At 66.8% G+C, this 15,330-nt stretch carries 27 protein-coding genes; all 27 read left to right on the top strand.

The features are described 5' to 3' along the window. Positions 1-17 precede the first annotated feature (17 nt). A complete protein-coding gene (rplB, locus tag BZZ08_RS26305) occupies positions 18-854 on the top strand; it encodes a 50S ribosomal protein L2 (protein WP_003974264.1) in 837 nt (278 codons plus the stop codon). A gap of 12 nt (positions 855-866) precedes the next feature. Next, positions 867-1,148: a 30S ribosomal protein S19 gene (gene rpsS / locus BZZ08_RS26300; RefSeq protein WP_003974263.1), complete on the top strand. Its 282-nt coding sequence runs from the start codon at positions 867-869 to the stop codon at positions 1,146-1,148. Between the two features lie 42 nt (positions 1,149-1,190). Next, positions 1,191-1,538: a 50S ribosomal protein L22 gene (gene rplV / locus BZZ08_RS26295; protein WP_003974262.1), complete on the top strand. Its 348-nt coding sequence runs from the start codon at positions 1,191-1,193 to the stop codon at positions 1,536-1,538. Beyond that, positions 1,538-2,371 carry a 30S ribosomal protein S3 gene (gene rpsC, locus BZZ08_RS26290; protein WP_003974261.1) on the top strand — a complete coding sequence of 278 codons (834 nt, stop codon included), beginning with the start codon at positions 1,538-1,540 and terminating at the stop codon, positions 2,369-2,371. Before rplV ends, rpsC begins: the two co-directional genes overlap by 1 nt. A gap of 5 nt (positions 2,372-2,376) precedes the next feature. Continuing rightward, complete coding sequence (gene rplP / locus BZZ08_RS26285; protein ID WP_004927269.1) at positions 2,377-2,796, top strand: 50S ribosomal protein L16; 420 nt, start codon at positions 2,377-2,379, stop codon at positions 2,794-2,796. Further along, complete coding sequence (gene rpmC, locus BZZ08_RS26280; protein WP_003974259.1) at positions 2,796-3,020, top strand: 50S ribosomal protein L29; 225 nt, start codon at positions 2,796-2,798, stop codon at positions 3,018-3,020. Before rplP ends, rpmC begins: the two co-directional genes overlap by 1 nt. Further along, complete coding sequence (rpsQ, locus tag BZZ08_RS26275; protein ID WP_052839851.1) at positions 3,020-3,307, top strand: 30S ribosomal protein S17; 288 nt, start codon at positions 3,020-3,022, stop codon at positions 3,305-3,307. The genes rpmC and rpsQ overlap by 1 nt, the downstream gene beginning before the upstream one ends. Positions 3,308-3,413: 106 nt before the next feature. Then, on the top strand, positions 3,414-3,782 hold the full coding sequence (gene rplN / locus BZZ08_RS26270) for a 50S ribosomal protein L14 (RefSeq protein ID WP_003974257.1): 369 nt from the start codon (positions 3,414-3,416) through the stop codon (positions 3,780-3,782). Between the two features lie 2 nt (positions 3,783-3,784). Further along, positions 3,785-4,108, top strand: a complete 324-nt coding sequence (rplX, locus tag BZZ08_RS26265; RefSeq protein WP_104634710.1) for a 50S ribosomal protein L24 — start codon at positions 3,785-3,787, stop codon at positions 4,106-4,108. Beyond that, on the top strand, positions 4,108-4,665 hold the full coding sequence (gene rplE, locus BZZ08_RS26260) for a 50S ribosomal protein L5 (RefSeq protein WP_003974255.1): 558 nt from the start codon (positions 4,108-4,110) through the stop codon (positions 4,663-4,665). Before rplX ends, rplE begins: the two co-directional genes overlap by 1 nt. A gap of 5 nt (positions 4,666-4,670) precedes the next feature. Next, positions 4,671-4,856 (top strand): type Z 30S ribosomal protein S14, encoded by a 186-nt coding sequence (locus BZZ08_RS26255; RefSeq protein ID WP_003948630.1) that lies wholly within the window; start codon positions 4,671-4,673, stop codon positions 4,854-4,856. 209 nt (positions 4,857-5,065) lie between these two features. Continuing rightward, positions 5,066-5,464, top strand: a complete 399-nt coding sequence (gene rpsH, locus BZZ08_RS26245) for a 30S ribosomal protein S8 (RefSeq protein ID WP_026248232.1) — start codon at positions 5,066-5,068, stop codon at positions 5,462-5,464. Positions 5,465-5,488: 24 nt separating this feature from the next. Then, the gene (rplF, locus tag BZZ08_RS26240; RefSeq protein ID WP_003974253.1) at positions 5,489-6,028 is read left to right on the top strand and encodes a 50S ribosomal protein L6; all 540 of its coding nucleotides are present in this window, start codon (positions 5,489-5,491) and stop codon (positions 6,026-6,028) included. Positions 6,029-6,031: 3 nt separating this feature from the next. Next, positions 6,032-6,415: a 50S ribosomal protein L18 gene (gene rplR, locus BZZ08_RS26235; RefSeq protein ID WP_052839849.1), complete on the top strand. Its 384-nt coding sequence runs from the start codon at positions 6,032-6,034 to the stop codon at positions 6,413-6,415. Between the two features lie 43 nt (positions 6,416-6,458). Further along, positions 6,459-7,064 carry a 30S ribosomal protein S5 gene (rpsE, locus tag BZZ08_RS26230; RefSeq protein ID WP_003974251.1) on the top strand — a complete coding sequence of 202 codons (606 nt, stop codon included), beginning with the start codon at positions 6,459-6,461 and terminating at the stop codon, positions 7,062-7,064. A gap of 2 nt (positions 7,065-7,066) precedes the next feature. Next, complete coding sequence (gene rpmD / locus BZZ08_RS26225; RefSeq protein ID WP_003974250.1) at positions 7,067-7,249, top strand: 50S ribosomal protein L30; 183 nt, start codon at positions 7,067-7,069, stop codon at positions 7,247-7,249. 2 nt (positions 7,250-7,251) lie between these two features. Beyond that, positions 7,252-7,707 carry a 50S ribosomal protein L15 gene (gene rplO / locus BZZ08_RS26220; RefSeq protein WP_003974249.1) on the top strand — a complete coding sequence of 152 codons (456 nt, stop codon included), beginning with the start codon at positions 7,252-7,254 and terminating at the stop codon, positions 7,705-7,707. A gap of 256 nt (positions 7,708-7,963) precedes the next feature. Then, a complete protein-coding gene (secY, locus tag BZZ08_RS26215; protein ID WP_003974248.1) occupies positions 7,964-9,277 on the top strand; it encodes a preprotein translocase subunit SecY in 1,314 nt (437 codons plus the stop codon). Continuing rightward, positions 9,277-9,930: an adenylate kinase gene (locus BZZ08_RS26210; RefSeq protein ID WP_104634709.1), complete on the top strand. Its 654-nt coding sequence runs from the start codon at positions 9,277-9,279 to the stop codon at positions 9,928-9,930. The genes secY and BZZ08_RS26210 overlap by 1 nt, the downstream gene beginning before the upstream one ends. Before the next feature lie 154 nt (positions 9,931-10,084). Further along, complete coding sequence (gene map, locus BZZ08_RS26205; RefSeq protein ID WP_104634708.1) at positions 10,085-10,921, top strand: type I methionyl aminopeptidase; 837 nt, start codon at positions 10,085-10,087, stop codon at positions 10,919-10,921. A gap of 141 nt (positions 10,922-11,062) precedes the next feature. Further along, entirely contained in the window at positions 11,063-11,284 is a 222-nt protein-coding gene (infA, locus tag BZZ08_RS26200; RefSeq protein ID WP_004927214.1) for a translation initiation factor IF-1, read from the top strand. A gap of 68 nt (positions 11,285-11,352) precedes the next feature. Then, positions 11,353-11,466 (top strand): 50S ribosomal protein L36, encoded by a 114-nt coding sequence (rpmJ, locus tag BZZ08_RS26195; RefSeq protein ID WP_003974245.1) that lies wholly within the window; start codon positions 11,353-11,355, stop codon positions 11,464-11,466. Positions 11,467-11,654: 188 nt separating this feature from the next. Then, a complete protein-coding gene (rpsM, locus tag BZZ08_RS26190) occupies positions 11,655-12,035 on the top strand; it encodes a 30S ribosomal protein S13 (protein WP_003974244.1) in 381 nt (126 codons plus the stop codon). 64 nt (positions 12,036-12,099) lie between these two features. Continuing rightward, on the top strand, positions 12,100-12,504 hold the full coding sequence (gene rpsK / locus BZZ08_RS26185) for a 30S ribosomal protein S11 (RefSeq protein WP_003948617.1): 405 nt from the start codon (positions 12,100-12,102) through the stop codon (positions 12,502-12,504). Between the two features lie 114 nt (positions 12,505-12,618). Beyond that, a complete protein-coding gene (locus BZZ08_RS26180) occupies positions 12,619-13,641 on the top strand; it encodes a DNA-directed RNA polymerase subunit alpha (RefSeq protein ID WP_003966937.1) in 1,023 nt (340 codons plus the stop codon). Between the two features lie 181 nt (positions 13,642-13,822). After that, positions 13,823-14,329: a 50S ribosomal protein L17 gene (gene rplQ, locus BZZ08_RS26175; protein WP_104634707.1), complete on the top strand. Its 507-nt coding sequence runs from the start codon at positions 13,823-13,825 to the stop codon at positions 14,327-14,329. 139 nt (positions 14,330-14,468) lie between these two features. Beyond that, a complete protein-coding gene (gene truA / locus BZZ08_RS26170) occupies positions 14,469-15,323 on the top strand; it encodes a tRNA pseudouridine(38-40) synthase TruA (protein WP_104634706.1) in 855 nt (284 codons plus the stop codon). Positions 15,324-15,330: the final 7 nt, after the last annotated feature.

Below are 15,330 nucleotides of genomic sequence, written 5' to 3'. Positions count from 1 at the left end.
CGGACGAGGACTGAGAAATGGGAATCCGCAAGTACAAGCCGACTACGCCGGGCCGTCGTGGCTCCAGCGTCGCCGACTTCGTCGAGGTCACGCGGTCCACGCCGGAGAAGTCGCTGGTCCGCCCGCTGCACAGCAAGGGCGGCCGTAACAACGCCGGTCGTGTGACCGTTCGCCACCAGGGTGGCGGACACAAGCGCGCCTACCGTGTCATCGACTTCCGTCGGCACGACAAGGACGGCGTGCCGGCGAAGGTCGCGCACATCGAGTACGACCCCAACCGCACCGCGCGCATCGCGCTGCTGCACTACGCCGACGGCGAGAAGCGCTACATCCTCGCCCCGCGCAACCTGCAGCAGGGTGACCGCGTCGAGAACGGTCCCGGGGCCGACATCAAGCCGGGCAACAACCTGGCGCTCCGCAACATCCCGGTCGGTACCACGATCCACGCGATCGAGCTCCGTCCCGGTGGCGGCGCCAAGTTCGCCCGCTCCGCCGGTGCCTCCGTGCAGCTGCTCGCGAAGGAGGGCACGATGGCCCACCTGCGCATGCCGTCCGGAGAGATCCGCCTGGTCGACCAGCGCTGCCGCGCCACGGTCGGCGAGGTCGGCAACGCCGAGCAGAGCAACATCAACTGGGGCAAGGCGGGCCGTAAGCGCTGGCTGGGCGTTCGCCCGACCGTGCGTGGTGTGGTCATGAACCCGGTGGACCACCCGCACGGTGGTGGCGAAGGCCGTACCTCGGGTGGTCGCCACCCGGTGTCCCCCTGGGGCAAGAAGGAAGGCCGTACTCGTTCGCCCAAGAAGGCGTCGAACAAGTACATCGTCCGCCGCCGCAAGACGAACAAGAAGCGCTAAGGACGGGTTGAGATGCCTCGTAGCTTGAAGAAGGGACCCTTCGTCGACGACCACCTGATCAAGAAGGTGGACACGCAGAACGAAGCCGGTACCAAGAACGTCATCAAGACCTGGTCCCGTCGCTCGATGATCGTCCCGGCGATGCTCGGCCACACGATCGCGGTGCACAACGGCAAGACCCACATCCCGGTGTTTGTCACCGAGTCCATGGTCGGCCACAAGCTCGGCGAGTTCTCGCCGACGCGCACCTTCCGGGGTCACGTCAAGGACGACCGGAAGTCGAAGCGCCGCTAACAGCGGGGTGGAATGACCATGACAAACACTGAAGGGACAACCATGGAAGCCAGGGCCCAGGCGCGGTACATCCGCGTCACGCCCATGAAGGCCCGCCGCGTGGTGGACCTCATCCGTGGCATGGATGCCACGGAGGCTCAGGCGGTCCTGCGTTTCGCCCCGCAGGCCGCGAGCGTGCCGGTCGGCAAGGTGCTGGACAGCGCCATCGCCAACGCCGCGCACAACTACGACCACACCGACGCCGACAGCCTCTTCATTTCCGAGGCGTACGTCGACGAGGGTCCGACCCTGAAGCGGTTCCGGCCGCGCGCGCAGGGCCGTGCCTACCGGATCCGCAAGCGGACCAGCCACATCACCGTGGTCGTCAGCAGCAAGGAAGGAACCCGGTAATGGGCCAGAAGGTAAACCCGCACGGGTTCCGGCTCGGCATCACCACCGACTTCAAGTCGCGTTGGTACGCCGACAAGCTGTACAAGGACTACGTCAAGGAAGACGTCGCCATCCGTCGGATGCTGACGTCCGGCATGGAGCGCGCCGGCATCTCCAAGGTCGAGATCGAGCGCACCCGTGACCGCGTCCGCGTGGACATCCACACGGCTCGTCCGGGCATCGTCATCGGCCGCCGCGGTGCGGAGGCCGACAAGATCCGCGGTCAGCTCGAGAAGCTCACGGGCAAGCAGGTCCAGCTGAACATCCTCGAGGTCAAGAGCCCCGAGACCGATGCCCAGCTGGTCGCCCAGGCCGTCGCCGAGCAGCTGTCCTCCCGCGTCTCCTTCCGTCGCGCCATGCGCAAGAGCATGCAGGGCACGATGAAGGCCGGCGCCAAGGGCATCAAGATCCAGTGCGGTGGCCGTCTCGGCGGCGCCGAGATGTCCCGCTCGGAGTTCTACCGCGAGGGCCGTGTGCCCCTGCACACGCTCCGCGCGAACGTGGACTACGGCTTCTTCGAGGCCAAGACGACCTTCGGCCGCATCGGTGTGAAGGTCTGGATCTACAAGGGCGACGTCAAGAACATCGCCGAGGTCCGCGCCGAGAACGCCGCCGCGCGTGCGGGCAACCGCCCGGCCCGCGGTGGCGGCAACGACCGCCCGGCCCGTGGTGGCCGCGGTGGCGAGCGTCGCGGGCGCAAGCCGCAGCAGCAGTCGGCTCCGGCCGCCGAGGCCCCCAAGGCCGAGGCGCCCGCCGCTGCCGCTCCGGCTGAGAGCACCGGAACGGAGGCCTGACCGTCATGCTGATCCCCCGTAGGGTCAAGCACCGCAAGCAGCACCACCCGAAGCGCCGTGGTCAGGCCAAGGGCGGTACGACGGTCGCGTTCGGCGAGTACGGCATCCAGGCCCTCACGCCGGCGTACGTGACCAACCGCCAGATCGAGGCGGCCCGTATCGCGATGACCCGCCACATCAAGCGTGGCGGCAAGGTCTGGATCAACATCTACCCGGACCGCCCGCTCACGAAGAAGCCGGCCGAGACCCGCATGGGTTCCGGTAAGGGTTCTCCGGAGTGGTGGATCGCGAACGTGCACCCGGGCCGGGTCATGTTCGAGCTGTCCTACCCCAACGAGAAGATCGCCCGTGAGGCGCTGACTCGTGCGGCCCACAAGCTGCCGATGAAGTGCCGGATCGTCAAGCGCGAGGCAGGTGAAGCGTGATGTCGGCCGGTACCAAGGCGTCCGAGCTGCGCGAGCTGGGCAACGAGGAGCTTCTTGCGAAGCTCCGCGAGGCCAAGGAAGAGCTGTTCAACCTCCGCTTCCAGGCGGCGACGGGTCAGCTCGAGAACCACGGTCGGCTCAAGGCCGTCCGTAAGGACATCGCCCGGATCTACACCCTGATGCGTGAGCGCGAGCTGGGCATCGAGACGGTGGAGAGCGCCTGATGAGCGAGAGCAACGTGACTGAAGAGACGAAGGCCGCGCGCGGCTTCCGCAAGACCCGTCAGGGTCTGGTCGTCAGCGACAAGATGGACAAGACCGTCGTCGTCGCCGTCGAGGACCGCGTGACCCACGCGCTGTACGGCAAGGTCATCCGCCGTACCGAGAAGCTCAAGGCTCACGACGAGCAGAACTCCGCGGGCGTCGGCGACCGTGTCCTCCTCATGGAGACCCGGCCGCTGTCCGCGACGAAGCGCTGGCGCGTCGTCGAGGTCCTCGAGAAGGCCAAGTAAGAAATCTCCTGCGGGGCATTCCTCGCAGGACAGTTCCGCCAGGCTCCGGGAGCCGTTCACCCAGTGATCGGCTCCCGGGGAACCGGCAGACATTCAGGAGATAGACGTGATCCAGCAGGAGTCGCGGCTGCGTGTCGCCGACAACACGGGTGCGAAGGAAATCCTGACCATCCGTGTGCTCGGTGGCTCCGGCCGCCGCTACGCGGGTATCGGTGACGTCATCGTCGCCACCGTCAAGGACGCGATCCCCGGTGGCAACGTGAAGAAGGGTGACGTCGTCAAGGCGGTCATCGTTCGCACCGTCAAGGAGCGCCGCCGTCCGGACGGCTCGTACATCCGCTTCGACGAGAACGCCGCCGTCATTCTGAAGAACGACGGCGACCCTCGCGGCACCCGTATCTTCGGCCCGGTCGGCCGTGAGCTGCGCGAGAAGAAGTTCATGAAGATCATCTCCCTCGCGCCGGAGGTGCTGTGAGCATGAAGATCAAGAAGGGCGACCTGGTCCAGGTCATCACCGGTAAGGACAAGGGCAAGCAGGGCAAGGTCATCGCGGCCTTCCCCCGTGAGGACCGCGTCCTGGTCGAGGGTGTCAACCGGGTCAAGAAGCACACCAAGGCCGGTCCGACCGCTCGCGGTTCGCAGGCCGGCGGCATCGTGACCACCGAGGCGCCGATCCACGTCTCCAACGTCCAGCTGGTCGTGGAGAAGGACGGCGACAAGGTCGTCACGCGCGTCGGTTACCGCTTCGACGACGAGGGCAACAAGATCCGCGTTGCCAAGCGGACGGGTGAGGACATCTGATGGCTACCACCACCACTCCGCGTCTCAAGACGAAGTACCGCGAGGAGATCGCGGGCAAGCTGCGTGAGGAGTTCTCCTACGAGAACGTCATGCAGATCCCCGGCCTCGTGAAGATCGTGGTCAACATGGGTGTCGGCGACGCCGCCCGTGACTCGAAGCTGATCGAGGGCGCGATCCGCGATCTGACCACCATCACCGGTCAGAAGCCGGCCGTCACCAAGGCCCGCAAGTCCATCGCGCAGTTCAAGCTGCGTGAGGGCCAGCCGATCGGTGCCCACGTCACGCTCCGTGGCGACCGCATGTGGGAGTTCCTGGACCGCACCCTGTCGCTGGCGCTGCCGCGCATCCGCGACTTCCGTGGTCTGTCCCCCAAGCAGTTCGACGGCCGTGGCAACTACACCTTCGGTCTCACCGAGCAGGTCATGTTCCACGAGATCGACCAGGACAAGATCGACCGCACCCGGGGTATGGACATCACCGTGGTGACCACGGCGACCAACGACGCTGAGGGCCGCGCGCTCCTCCGTCACCTCGGCTTCCCCTTCAAGGAGGCGTGAGCGAGATGGCGAAGAAGGCTCTGATTGCCAAGGCTGCTCGCAAGCCCAAGTTCGGTGTCCGCGGCTACACGCGCTGCCAGCGCTGCGGCCGTCCGCACTCCGTCTACCGCAAGTTCGGCCTGTGCCGCGTGTGCCTTCGTGAGATGGCTCACCGTGGCGAGCTGCCGGGCGTGACCAAGAGCTCCTGGTAATCCGGTAATTCCGGGTTACCAAGGCTCTCGGTAAGCATCTGGGTCGGCAGAAGCCCGCCCTCGCATGCCGTAGGCTTGCGGGGTTGGGCGTCTGCCGCCCGTACGACTTACTACGCCGTAGGTCCACCGCGCCGCACCCGTCCCGTCTCGGATCGGGGAGAGGGATGGCGCACCAGGAAACCCCGGCGAGAGAGGCCGAAGGCCAATTCATGACCATGACTGATCCGATCGCAGACATGCTTACGCGTCTGCGGAACGCGAACTCGGCGTACCACGACTCTGTGACGATGCCGGCGTCCAAGATCAAGTCTCACATCGCGGAGATCCTCCAGCAGGAGGGCTTCATCACGGGCTGGAAGACCGAGGACGCCGAGGTCGGCAAGAACCTCGTCCTCGAGCTGAAGTTCGGCCCGAACCGTGAGCGCTCCATCGCGGGCATCAAGCGGATCTCCAAGCCCGGTCTCCGGGTGTACGCGAAGTCCACCAACCTGCCCAAGGTGCTGGGTGGCCTCGGCGTGGCGATCATCTCCACGTCCCACGGGCTCCTCACCGACAAGCAGGCCGGCAAGAAGGGCGTAGGCGGAGAAGTCCTCGCCTACGTCTGGTAACGGAAGGGAACGGAGGAAACAGCTATGTCGCGCATCGGCAAGCTCCCCATCGCGGTTCCCGCCGGCGTGGACGTCACCATCGACGGCCGTACGGTTTCGGTCAAGGGCCCCAAGGGCTCGCTGACCCACACCGTCGTGGCGCCGATCGACATCGCCAAGGGTGAGGACGGCGTGCTGAACGTCACCCGCCCCAACGACGAGCGTCAGAGCAAGGCCCTGCACGGCCTGTCCCGCACGCTGGTGGCGAACATGATCACCGGCGTGACCCAGGGTTACGTGAAGAAGCTCGAGATCAGCGGTGTCGGTTACCGCGTGCTCGCCAAGGGTTCGAACCTGGAGTTCTCCCTCGGCTACAGCCACCCGATCCTCGTCGAGGCCCCCGAGGGAATCACCTTCAAGGTGGAGAACCCGACCCACTTCTCGGTCGAGGGCATCGACAAGCAGAAGGTCGGCGAGGTTGCGGCCAACATCCGCAAGCTGCGCAAGCCCGACCCGTACAAGGCCAAGGGCGTCAAGTACGAGGGCGAAGTCATCCGCCGCAAGGTCGGAAAGGCGGGTAAGTAAGCCATGGCATACGGACAGAAGATCCTGAAGGGCGACGCCTACAAGCGCGCCGCGATCAAGCGCCGCCACATCCGGATTCGCAAGAATCTCTCGGGTACGGCGGAGCGTCCCCGTCTGGTCGTTACCCGCTCGAACCGCCACATCGTGGCCCAGGTGATCGACGACATCAAGGGTCACACCCTTGCGTCGGCGTCCACCCTGGACACCTCGATCCGTGGCGGCGAGGCCGACAAGTCCGCGCAGGCCAAGCAGGTCGGCGCCCTGGTCGCCGAGCGCGCCAAGGCCGCCGGTATCGAGGCCGTCGTGTTCGACCGTGGTGGCAACCAGTACGCCGGGCGCATCGCAGCCCTGGCGGACGCCGCCCGCGAAGCCGGACTGAAGTTCTGAGCCGGTTCCGTATCGCTAGCGGAAACAGAGAGAGGTAATTCCAATGGCTGGACCCCAGCGCCGCGGTAGCGGTGCCGGTGGCGGCGAGCGGCGGGACCGGAAGGGCCGTGACGGTGGCGCAGGCGCCGCCGAGAAGACCGCTTACGTTGAGCGCGTCGTCGCGATCAACCGCGTCGCCAAGGTTGTGAAGGGTGGTCGTCGCTTCAGCTTCACCGCGCTGGTCGTGGTGGGCGACGGTGACGGCACCGTGGGTGTCGGATACGGCAAGGCCAAGGAGGTGCCGGCCGCCATCGCCAAGGGCGTTGAGGAGGCCAAGAAGCACTTCTTCAAGGTCCCCCGCATCCAGGGCACCATCCCGCACCCCATCCAGGGTGAGAAGGCTGCCGGCGTCGTGCTGCTCAAGCCCGCGTCCCCCGGTACCGGCGTTATCGCCGGTGGTCCGGTGCGCGCCGTGCTCGAGTGCGCCGGTATCCACGACGTGCTGTCGAAGTCGCTCGGCTCCGACAACCAGATCAACATCGTGCACGCGACTGTGGAGGCCCTCAAGGGCCTGCAGCGTCCCGAGGAGATCGCGGCCCGCCGTGGTCTGCCGCTCGAGGACGTCGCCCCCGCGGCCCTTCTCCGTGCGCGTGCCGGGGCGGGTGCGTAATCATGGCGCAGCTCAAGATTACGCAGGTCAAGTCCTACATCGGCAGCAAGCAGAACCACCGTGACACCCTGCGTTCCCTTGGTCTCAAGGGGATCAACACGCAGGTCGTCAAGGAGGACCGCCCCGAGTTCCGCGGCATGGTGCACACCGTCCGCCACCTCGTGACGGTCGAGGAGGTCGACTGATCATGGCGGAGAACAACCCGCTCAAGATCCACAACCTCCGTCCCGCCCCGGGCGCCAAGACCGCCAAGACCCGTGTGGGTCGTGGTGAGGCGTCGAAGGGTAAGACGGCCGGTCGTGGTACGAAGGGTACGAAGGCCCGTTACCAGGTTCCGGAGCGCTTCGAGGGTGGCCAGATGCCCCTCCACATGCGTCTTCCGAAGCTGAAGGGCTTCAAGAACCCGTTCAAGACCGAGTTCCAGGTCGTGAACCTCGACAAGCTGGCCGCGCTGTACCCCGAGGGTGGCGAAGTCACCGTCGAGGGCCTCGTGGCCAAGGGTGCCGTTCGCAAGAACAGCCTCGTCAAGGTCCTCGGCCAGGGCGAGATCTCCGTGGCGCTGCAGGTGACGGTCGACGCCGTCTCCGGCTCCGCCAAGGAGAAGATCACCGCCGCCGGCGGTACCGTCACCGAGCTCGTCTGAACTACTCGGACGTGTCGATGACATGAGCGATCCCGACCGGGGATGCCCCACAAAAGGGGTATCCCCGGTTGGTCGTTCCAAGGGGAGTGCTCCCGCCGGTAAGGTGGCCTGCGCTGCCCTCTTTCACGGGTGCGTCACATGAGGCACTCTTGGCGGCGGTTCAGCGTTACTCCCTTAGCCGTCCACTTATCAGTCGTCAGTCGAACCTCAAGACCGTCACCCTTGACGCAGTAGCGCGGGGGTCGCAGGAGGCACCGTGCTCACCGCGTTCGCCCGGGCGTTCAAGACGCCCGACCTGCGCAAGAAGCTGCTCTTCACGCTCGGCATCATCGTGGTGTACCGACTTGGTACCCACATCCCCATTCCAGGCGTCGACTACAAGAACGTCCAGGAGTGCGTGGACCAGGCGTCCGGCAACCAGGGCCTCTTCGGCCTGGTCAACATGTTCAGCGGTGGCGCCCTGCTGCAGATCACGGTCTTCGCGCTCGGCATCATGCCGTACATCACGGCGAGCATCATTCTGCAGCTGCTGACCGTCGTGATCCCGCGCCTGGAAGCCCTCAAGAAGGAGGGCCAGGCGGGTACGGCGAAGATCACGCAGTACACCCGCTACCTGACCGTCGCGCTCGCCATCCTCCAGGGCACCGGCCTGGTGGCCACCGCCCGCAGCGGCGCCCTCTTCTCCGGCTGCACCGTCGCCGGGCAGATCGTCCCCGACCAGGCGATCTTCACCACCGTCGTCATGGTGATCTGCATGACCGCCGGTACCTGCGTCGTCATGTGGCTCGGCGAGCTGATCACCGACCGCGGCATCGGCAACGGCATGTCGATCCTGATGTTCATCTCGATCGCCGCCACCTTCCCGTCCGCCCTGTGGGCCATCAAGAAGCAGGGCGAGCTGGCCGACGGCTGGATCGAGTTCGGCACGGTCATCCTCGTCGGCCTGGTGATGGTCGGCCTCGTGGTCTTCGTGGAGCAGGCCCAGCGCCGCATCCCGGTGCAGTACGCGAAGCGCATGATCGGCCGCCGCTCCTACGGCGGCACCTCGACGTACATCCCGCTCAAGGTGAACCAGGCGGGCGTCATCCCCGTCATCTTCGCCTCGTCGCTGCTCTACATCCCGGCACTGATCGTCCAGTTCTCGAACTCGACGGCGGGCTGGGCCACCTGGATCACGAAGAACCTCGCGGACACGGCGGCGACGCCGCACATCATCCTGTACTTCTTCCTGATCGTCTTCTTCGCCTTCTTCTACGTGGCCATCTCGTTCAACCCCGAGGAAGTCGCGGACAACATGAAGAAGTATGGTGGCTTCATCCCGGGCATCCGGGCTGGCCGACCGACCGCTGAGTATCTGAGCTACGTACTCAACCGGATCACCTGGCCGGGTTCGCTGTACTTGGGTCTGATCGCTCTCGTCCCGACAATGGCGTTGGCTGGTTTCGGGGCAAACCAGAACTTCCCGTTCGGCGGCACCAGCATCCTGATCATCGTGGGTGTCGGTCTCGAGACGGTGAAGCAGATCGAGAGCCAGCTCCAGCAGCGCAATTACGAAGGGTTCCTCCGCTGATGCGAATCGTCCTCGTCGGGCCTCCGGGTGCCGGAAAGGGAACGCAGGCCACCCGCCTTGCCGAGACGCTGCACATTCCGCACATCTCCACGGGCGACCTGTTCCGCGCGAACATCAGCCAGCAGACCGAACTGGGCAAGCTCGCGAAGTCCTACATGGACGCCGGCAATCTCGTGCCGGACGAGGTCACCATCGCCATGGCGAAGGACCGCATGGAGCAGCCCGACGCCGAGGGCGGCTTCCTGCTGGACGGTTTCCCGCGCAACGTCTCCCAGGCCGAGGCGCTGGACGAGCTGCTCGAGACCGAGGACATGAAGCTCGACGCGGTGCTGGACCTGGAGGCCCCGGAGGACGAGGTCGTCAAGCGGATCGCCGGCCGGCGCGTCTGCCGCAACGAGTCCGCGCACGTCTTCCACGTGACGTACTCCCCGCCGAAGAAGGAAGGCGTCTGCGACGTCTGCGGCGGCGAGCTGTACCAGCGGGACGACGACTCCGAGGAGACGGTCCGCAAGCGGCTGGAGGTCTACCACACGCAGACCGAGCCGATCATCGACTACTACAAGTCGCAGGGCCTGGTCGCCACCATCGCCGCGACGGGCCCCGTGGAAGAGGTCACCCGCCGTGCGCTGGAGGCGCTCAAGCGCGACAAGTAGTACTCCGCCCGGCTGCAGCCGCGGTCCCTCGCTCAGGGGGCCGCGGCTGTGCTGTGGGGTGGGGCGGCTCCGCCCCGTATCGTGGGATTGCGTTCCCGTCCCGTCCCTTCCCGTCCTCTCTTCTCCGGTCCAGTCCAGAAAGGCCGCAGCCCCCATGGTGCAGATCAAGAACCCCGAGCAGATCGCCAAGATGCGCGAAGCGGGGCTGGTCGTCGCCGCCATCCACGCGGCCACGCGCGAGGCCGCCGTGCCCGGCGCGACGACCAGGGACCTGGACCAGGTCGCCCGCAAGGTCCTCGCGGAACACGACGCCAAGCCGAACTTTCTCGGGTACGGCGGCTTCCCCGCCACCATCTGCACCTCGGTGAACGAGGTCGTCGTCCACGGCATCCCGTCCGACGACGTGGTCCTCAAGGACGGCGACGTCATCTCCATCGACTGCGGCGCGATCATCGACGGCTGGCACGGCGACGCCGCCTACACCGCCTTCGTCGGCTCCGGCCACTCCCCGGAGCTGGTCGAGCTGTCCCGGGTGACCGAGGAGTCGATGTGGGCGGGCATCGCCGCCATGAAGCAGGGCAACCGCCTGGTGGACGTCTCCCGCGCCATCGAGTCCTACATCCGCCGTCAGCCCAAGCCCGGCGGCGGCAAGTACGGGATCATCGAGGACTACGGCGGCCACGGCATCGGCACCGAGATGCACATGGACCCGCACCTGCTGAACTACGTCGACCGCCGCCGCGGCAAGGGCCCGAAGCTCGTCCCCGGCTTCTGCCTCGCCATCGAGCCGATGGTCTCCCTGGGCACCCCGCGCACGGAGGTCCTGTCGGACGAATGGACGGTGATCACGACCGACGGCACGTGGTCCTCGCACTGGGAGCACTCGGTGGCCCTGACCGAACAGGGTCCGCTGGTTCTGACGGCCCTCGACGGGGGCAGGGCCAAGCTGGCGGAGCTGGGGATCACGGCGGCGCCGGACCCGCTGGCATAACGATCTCGTATCCGGGGCAGACTTCCTCGTTTCGCCTTTCCGGGGTTGCTGACGTAGACTGACTCGTCGGCTCACGTGTGCCCGCATGTCTTGCGGTGTGCACGACGAGCCGATCAAGGTAGTCGATTCGAAGGGCGAAGCGTGGCCAAGAAGCAAGGTGCCATCGAGATCGAGGGCACTGTCGTCGAGTCTCTTCCCAACGCCATGTTCAGGGTCGAGCTCCAGAACGGCCACCAGGTCCTGGCACACATCAGCGGCAAGATGCGTATGCACTACATCCGCATCCTCCCTGACGACCGGGTCGTGGTGGAGCTGTCTCCGTACGACCTGACGCGTGGCCGGATCGTCTACCGGTACAAGTAGATCTTGCCCACGTCCCGTGCGCTCCGCGCGCGGGCCCGCCGGCAACTGACCCGGAGAACCTCACACCCATGAAGGTCAAGCCGAGCGTCAAGAAGATCTGCGACAAGTGCAGGGTGATCCGCCGTCACGGTCGGGTCATGGTCATCTGCGACAACCCGCGCCACAAGCAGCGCCAGGGCTGACGCACGACCGTTCCCTCCGCGATTCGCAGGACTTCGCGCGACGCGAGCTGAACATGTTCATACGCAGGACCCGGGCGAGCGTTCGCCCGACACCCCCGGTTCGGAGGCCGGGGACCCGATCCGTACCTCATACGGCGGCCGGGGACCGGTCCTGTGGAAGACCTCCGACAACCAACTGGAGCCATTGAATGGCACGCGTTTCCGGTGTTGACATCCCGCGCGAAAAGCGCGTGGAGATCGCCCTCACCTACGTGTTCGGCATCGGCCGGACCCTCTCGCAGCAGACGCTCGCCGCCACCGGCGTGGACCCGAACACCCGTGTTCGGGACCTCTCCGAGGAGCAGCTCGTCGCGATCCGCGAGTACGTCGACAACAACATCAAGACCGAGGGTGACCTCCGTCGCGAGGTCCAGGCCGACATCCGCCGCAAGGTCGAGATCGGTACCTACCAGGGCCTCCGTCACCGTCGCGGTCTGCCCGTCCGCGGTCAGCGCACCAGCACCAACGCTCGCACCCGCAAGGGCCCGCGTCGCGCCATCGCCGGTAAGAAGAAGCCGGGCAAGAAGTAGTCCTCAGCGGACGCTGTTCAGCGGTCTTCGCTGTAGGACCGACCACCTCCCGTAGGAGAACGACATGCCCCCCAAGGGACGTCAGGGCGCTGCCAAGAAGGTGCGCCGCAAGGAAAAGAAGAACGTCGCTCACGGCCACGCGCACATCAAGAGCACGTTCAACAACACGATCGTGTCCATCACGGACCCGACCGGCAACGTGATCTCCTGGGCCTCCGCCGGCCACGTCGGCTTCAAGGGCTCCCGGAAGTCCACGCCGTTCGCCGCGCAGATGGCCGCCGAGTCGGCTGCCCGCCGCGCGCAGGAGCACGGCATGCGCAAGGTCGACGTGTTCGTCAAGGGCCCGGGTTCCGGTCGTGAGACCGCCATCCGCTCCCTGCAGGCGACCGGCCTCGAGGTCGGCTCCATCCAGGACGTCACGCCCACCCCGCACAACGGCTGCCGTCCGCCGAAGCGTCGTCGCGTCTGATCTCGCTTCACCAGGGTTTCCGGGCGGTACGGCTCTTTCGGGTCGTATCGCCCGTACCCTTGCAGTACTAGTCGGGCGTCAAATAGCGGGCGCCCCTGACTGAAGGATCACCACATGCTGATCGCTCAGCGTCCCTCGTTGACCGAAGAGGTCGTCGACGAGTTCCGCTCCCGGTTCGTCATCGAGCCGCTGGAGCCGGGCTTCGGCTACACCCTCGGCAACTCCCTCCGCCGCACCCTCCTCTCGTCGATCCCCGGCGCTGCTGTCACCAGCATCCGCATCGACGGTGTCCTGCACGAGTTCACCACCGTGCCGGGCGTCAAGGAGGACGTGACCGACCTGATCCTCAACATCAAGCAGCTGGTCGTCTCCTCGGAGCACGACGAGCCGGTCGTGATGTACCTGCGCAAGCAGGGCCCGGGTCTGGTCACCGCCGCCGACATCGCGCCCCCGGCCGGTGTCGAGGTGCACAACCCCGACCTCGTCCTCGCCACGCTCAACGGCAAGGGCAAGCTGGAGATGGAGCTGACCGTCGAGCGCGGTCGCGGTTACGTCTCCGCCGTGCAGAACAAGCAGGTCGGTCAGGAGATCGGGCGCATCCCGGTCGACTCGATCTACTCGCCGGTTCTCAAGGTCACGTACAAGGTCGAGGCCACGCGTGTCGAGCAGCGCACCGACTTCGACAAGCTGATCGTCGACGTCGAGACCAAGCAGGCGATGCGTCCGCGTGACGCCATGGCCTCCGCCGGTAAGACCCTGGTCGAGCTGTTCGGTCTCGCCCGCGAGCTGAACATCGACGCCGAGGGCATCGACATGGGTCCGTCCCCGACGGACGCCGCGCTCGCCGCCGATCTGGCGCTGCCGATCGAGGAGCTGGAGCTCACCGTTCGGTCGTACAACTGCCTCAAGCGTGAGGGCATCCACTCCGTGGGTGAGCTGGTCGCCCGCTCCGAGGCGGACCTGCTCGACATCCGCAACTTCGGTGCGAAGTCGATCGACGAGGTCAAGGCCAAGCTCGCGGGTATGGGGCTTGCGCTGAAGGACTCGCCTCCCGGGTTCGACCCGACCGCCGCGGCGGACGCGTTCGGCGCGGACGACGACGCGGATGCCGGGTTCGTGGAGACCGAGCAGTACTAAGAGTTCGGGCCTTGCGGTCCGTACTCGGGTGCGGGTGCGCTGTGCTTGATCGCGCGGTTCCCCGCGCCCCTTCCGGCCGGGCCCCTTCGGGGCCCTGTCCGGATCTCCGACAGGCGACCGCCTGCTCGGATACTGACCTCGGTACCTGATACGGCCGGGGCAGACACCTAGGAGAAACATCATGCCGAAGCCCACCAAGGGTGCCCGTCTGGGCGGCAGCGCCGCGCACGAGAAGCTGCTCCTCGCGAACCTCGCGAAGTCGCTCTTCGAGCACGGCAAGATCACGACCACCGAGGCGAAGGCGCGCAAGCTGCGTCCGTACGCCGAGCGTCTGGTCACCAAGGCGAAGAAGGGCGACCTTCACAACCGCCGTCAGGTGCTCCAGGTGATCACGGACAAGAGCGTCGTCCACACGCTCTTCACCGAGATCGGCCCGCGCTACGAGAACCGCCCCGGTGGCTACACCCGGATCACCAAGATCGGTAACCGTCGTGGCGACAACGCGCCCATGGCCGTCATCGAGCTGGTCGAGGCGCTGACCGTGGCGCAGCAGGCCACGGGTGAGGCCGAGGCCGCGACGAAGCGTGCGGCGAAGGACGCCGAGGGCTCCGCCGAGGTTTCCGACGCCAAGGTCGACACGACCAAGGCCGACGACGAGGCTGCGGCCGAGGAGTCCAAGGACGCGTAAGCGTCTGCCGGGGGCTGTGTGATCGCGGCTGCGGCTTCGTCGTGGTTGCTCGCGCAGTTCCCCGCGCCCCTTGAGGGCGTTTGCGGGTCCGTCCTTTCCAGGGCGGGCCCGCTTTCCTTTTGGCTGAGAGGATCTCCGGGTGAGTGATGAAGTAGAGGCCGGGTTCGTGCGGGTGCGGCTGGATCTCTCCTACGACGGGAGCGAGTTCTCCGGATGGGCCAAGCAGGCCGGGGGGCGGCGGACCGTACAGGGGGAGATCGAGGACGCGTTGCGGACCGTGACGCGGTCGCGGGAGACGTACGAGCTGACCGTGGCGGGGCGGACCGATGCCGGGGTGCATGCCCGGGGGCAGGTCGCCCATGTCGACCTGCCGCGCGAGGTGTGGGCCGAGCACCACGTGAAGCTGCTCAAGCGGCTCGCGGGGCGGCTGCCCAGGGACGTGCGGGTGTGGGCGCTCAGGGAGGCGCCGAGCGGCTTCAACGCGCGGTTCTCGGCGGTTTGGCGGCGCTACGCCTACCGGGTCACCGACAACCCCGGCGGCGTCGACCCGCTGCTGCGCGGGCACGTCCTGTGGCACGACTGGCCGCTCGACGTGGACGCCATGAACGAGGCCGCCCCGGGGCTGCTGGGCGAGCACGACTTCGCCGCCTACTGCAAGAAGCGGGAGGGGGCGACCACCATCCGGACGCTGCAGGAGCTGAGTCTCGTGCGGGGCGAGGACGGGATCATCACCGCCACCGTGCGCGCCGACGCGTTCTGCCACAACATGGTGCGCTCGCTGATCGGGGCGCTGCTGTTCGTCGGCGACGGGCACCGCGGGCCCGACTGGCCGGCGAAGGTGCTGGCCGCGGGCGTACGGGACTCGGCCGTGCACGTCGTACGGCCGCACGGGCTGACGCTGGAGGAGGTCGGCTACCCGGCCGACGAGCTGCTGGCCGCCCGGAACAAGGAGGCGCGCAACAAGCGGTCGCTGCCGGGAGCCGGCTGCTGCTGAACGGGGG

The organism is Streptomyces sp. MH60 (assembly GCF_002939385.1).
Lineage (GTDB): Bacteria > Actinomycetota > Actinomycetes > Streptomycetales > Streptomycetaceae > Streptomyces.
The sequence above is the reverse complement of the archived record's forward strand: the minus strand, read 5'-3'. Positions and strand labels throughout refer to the sequence as shown.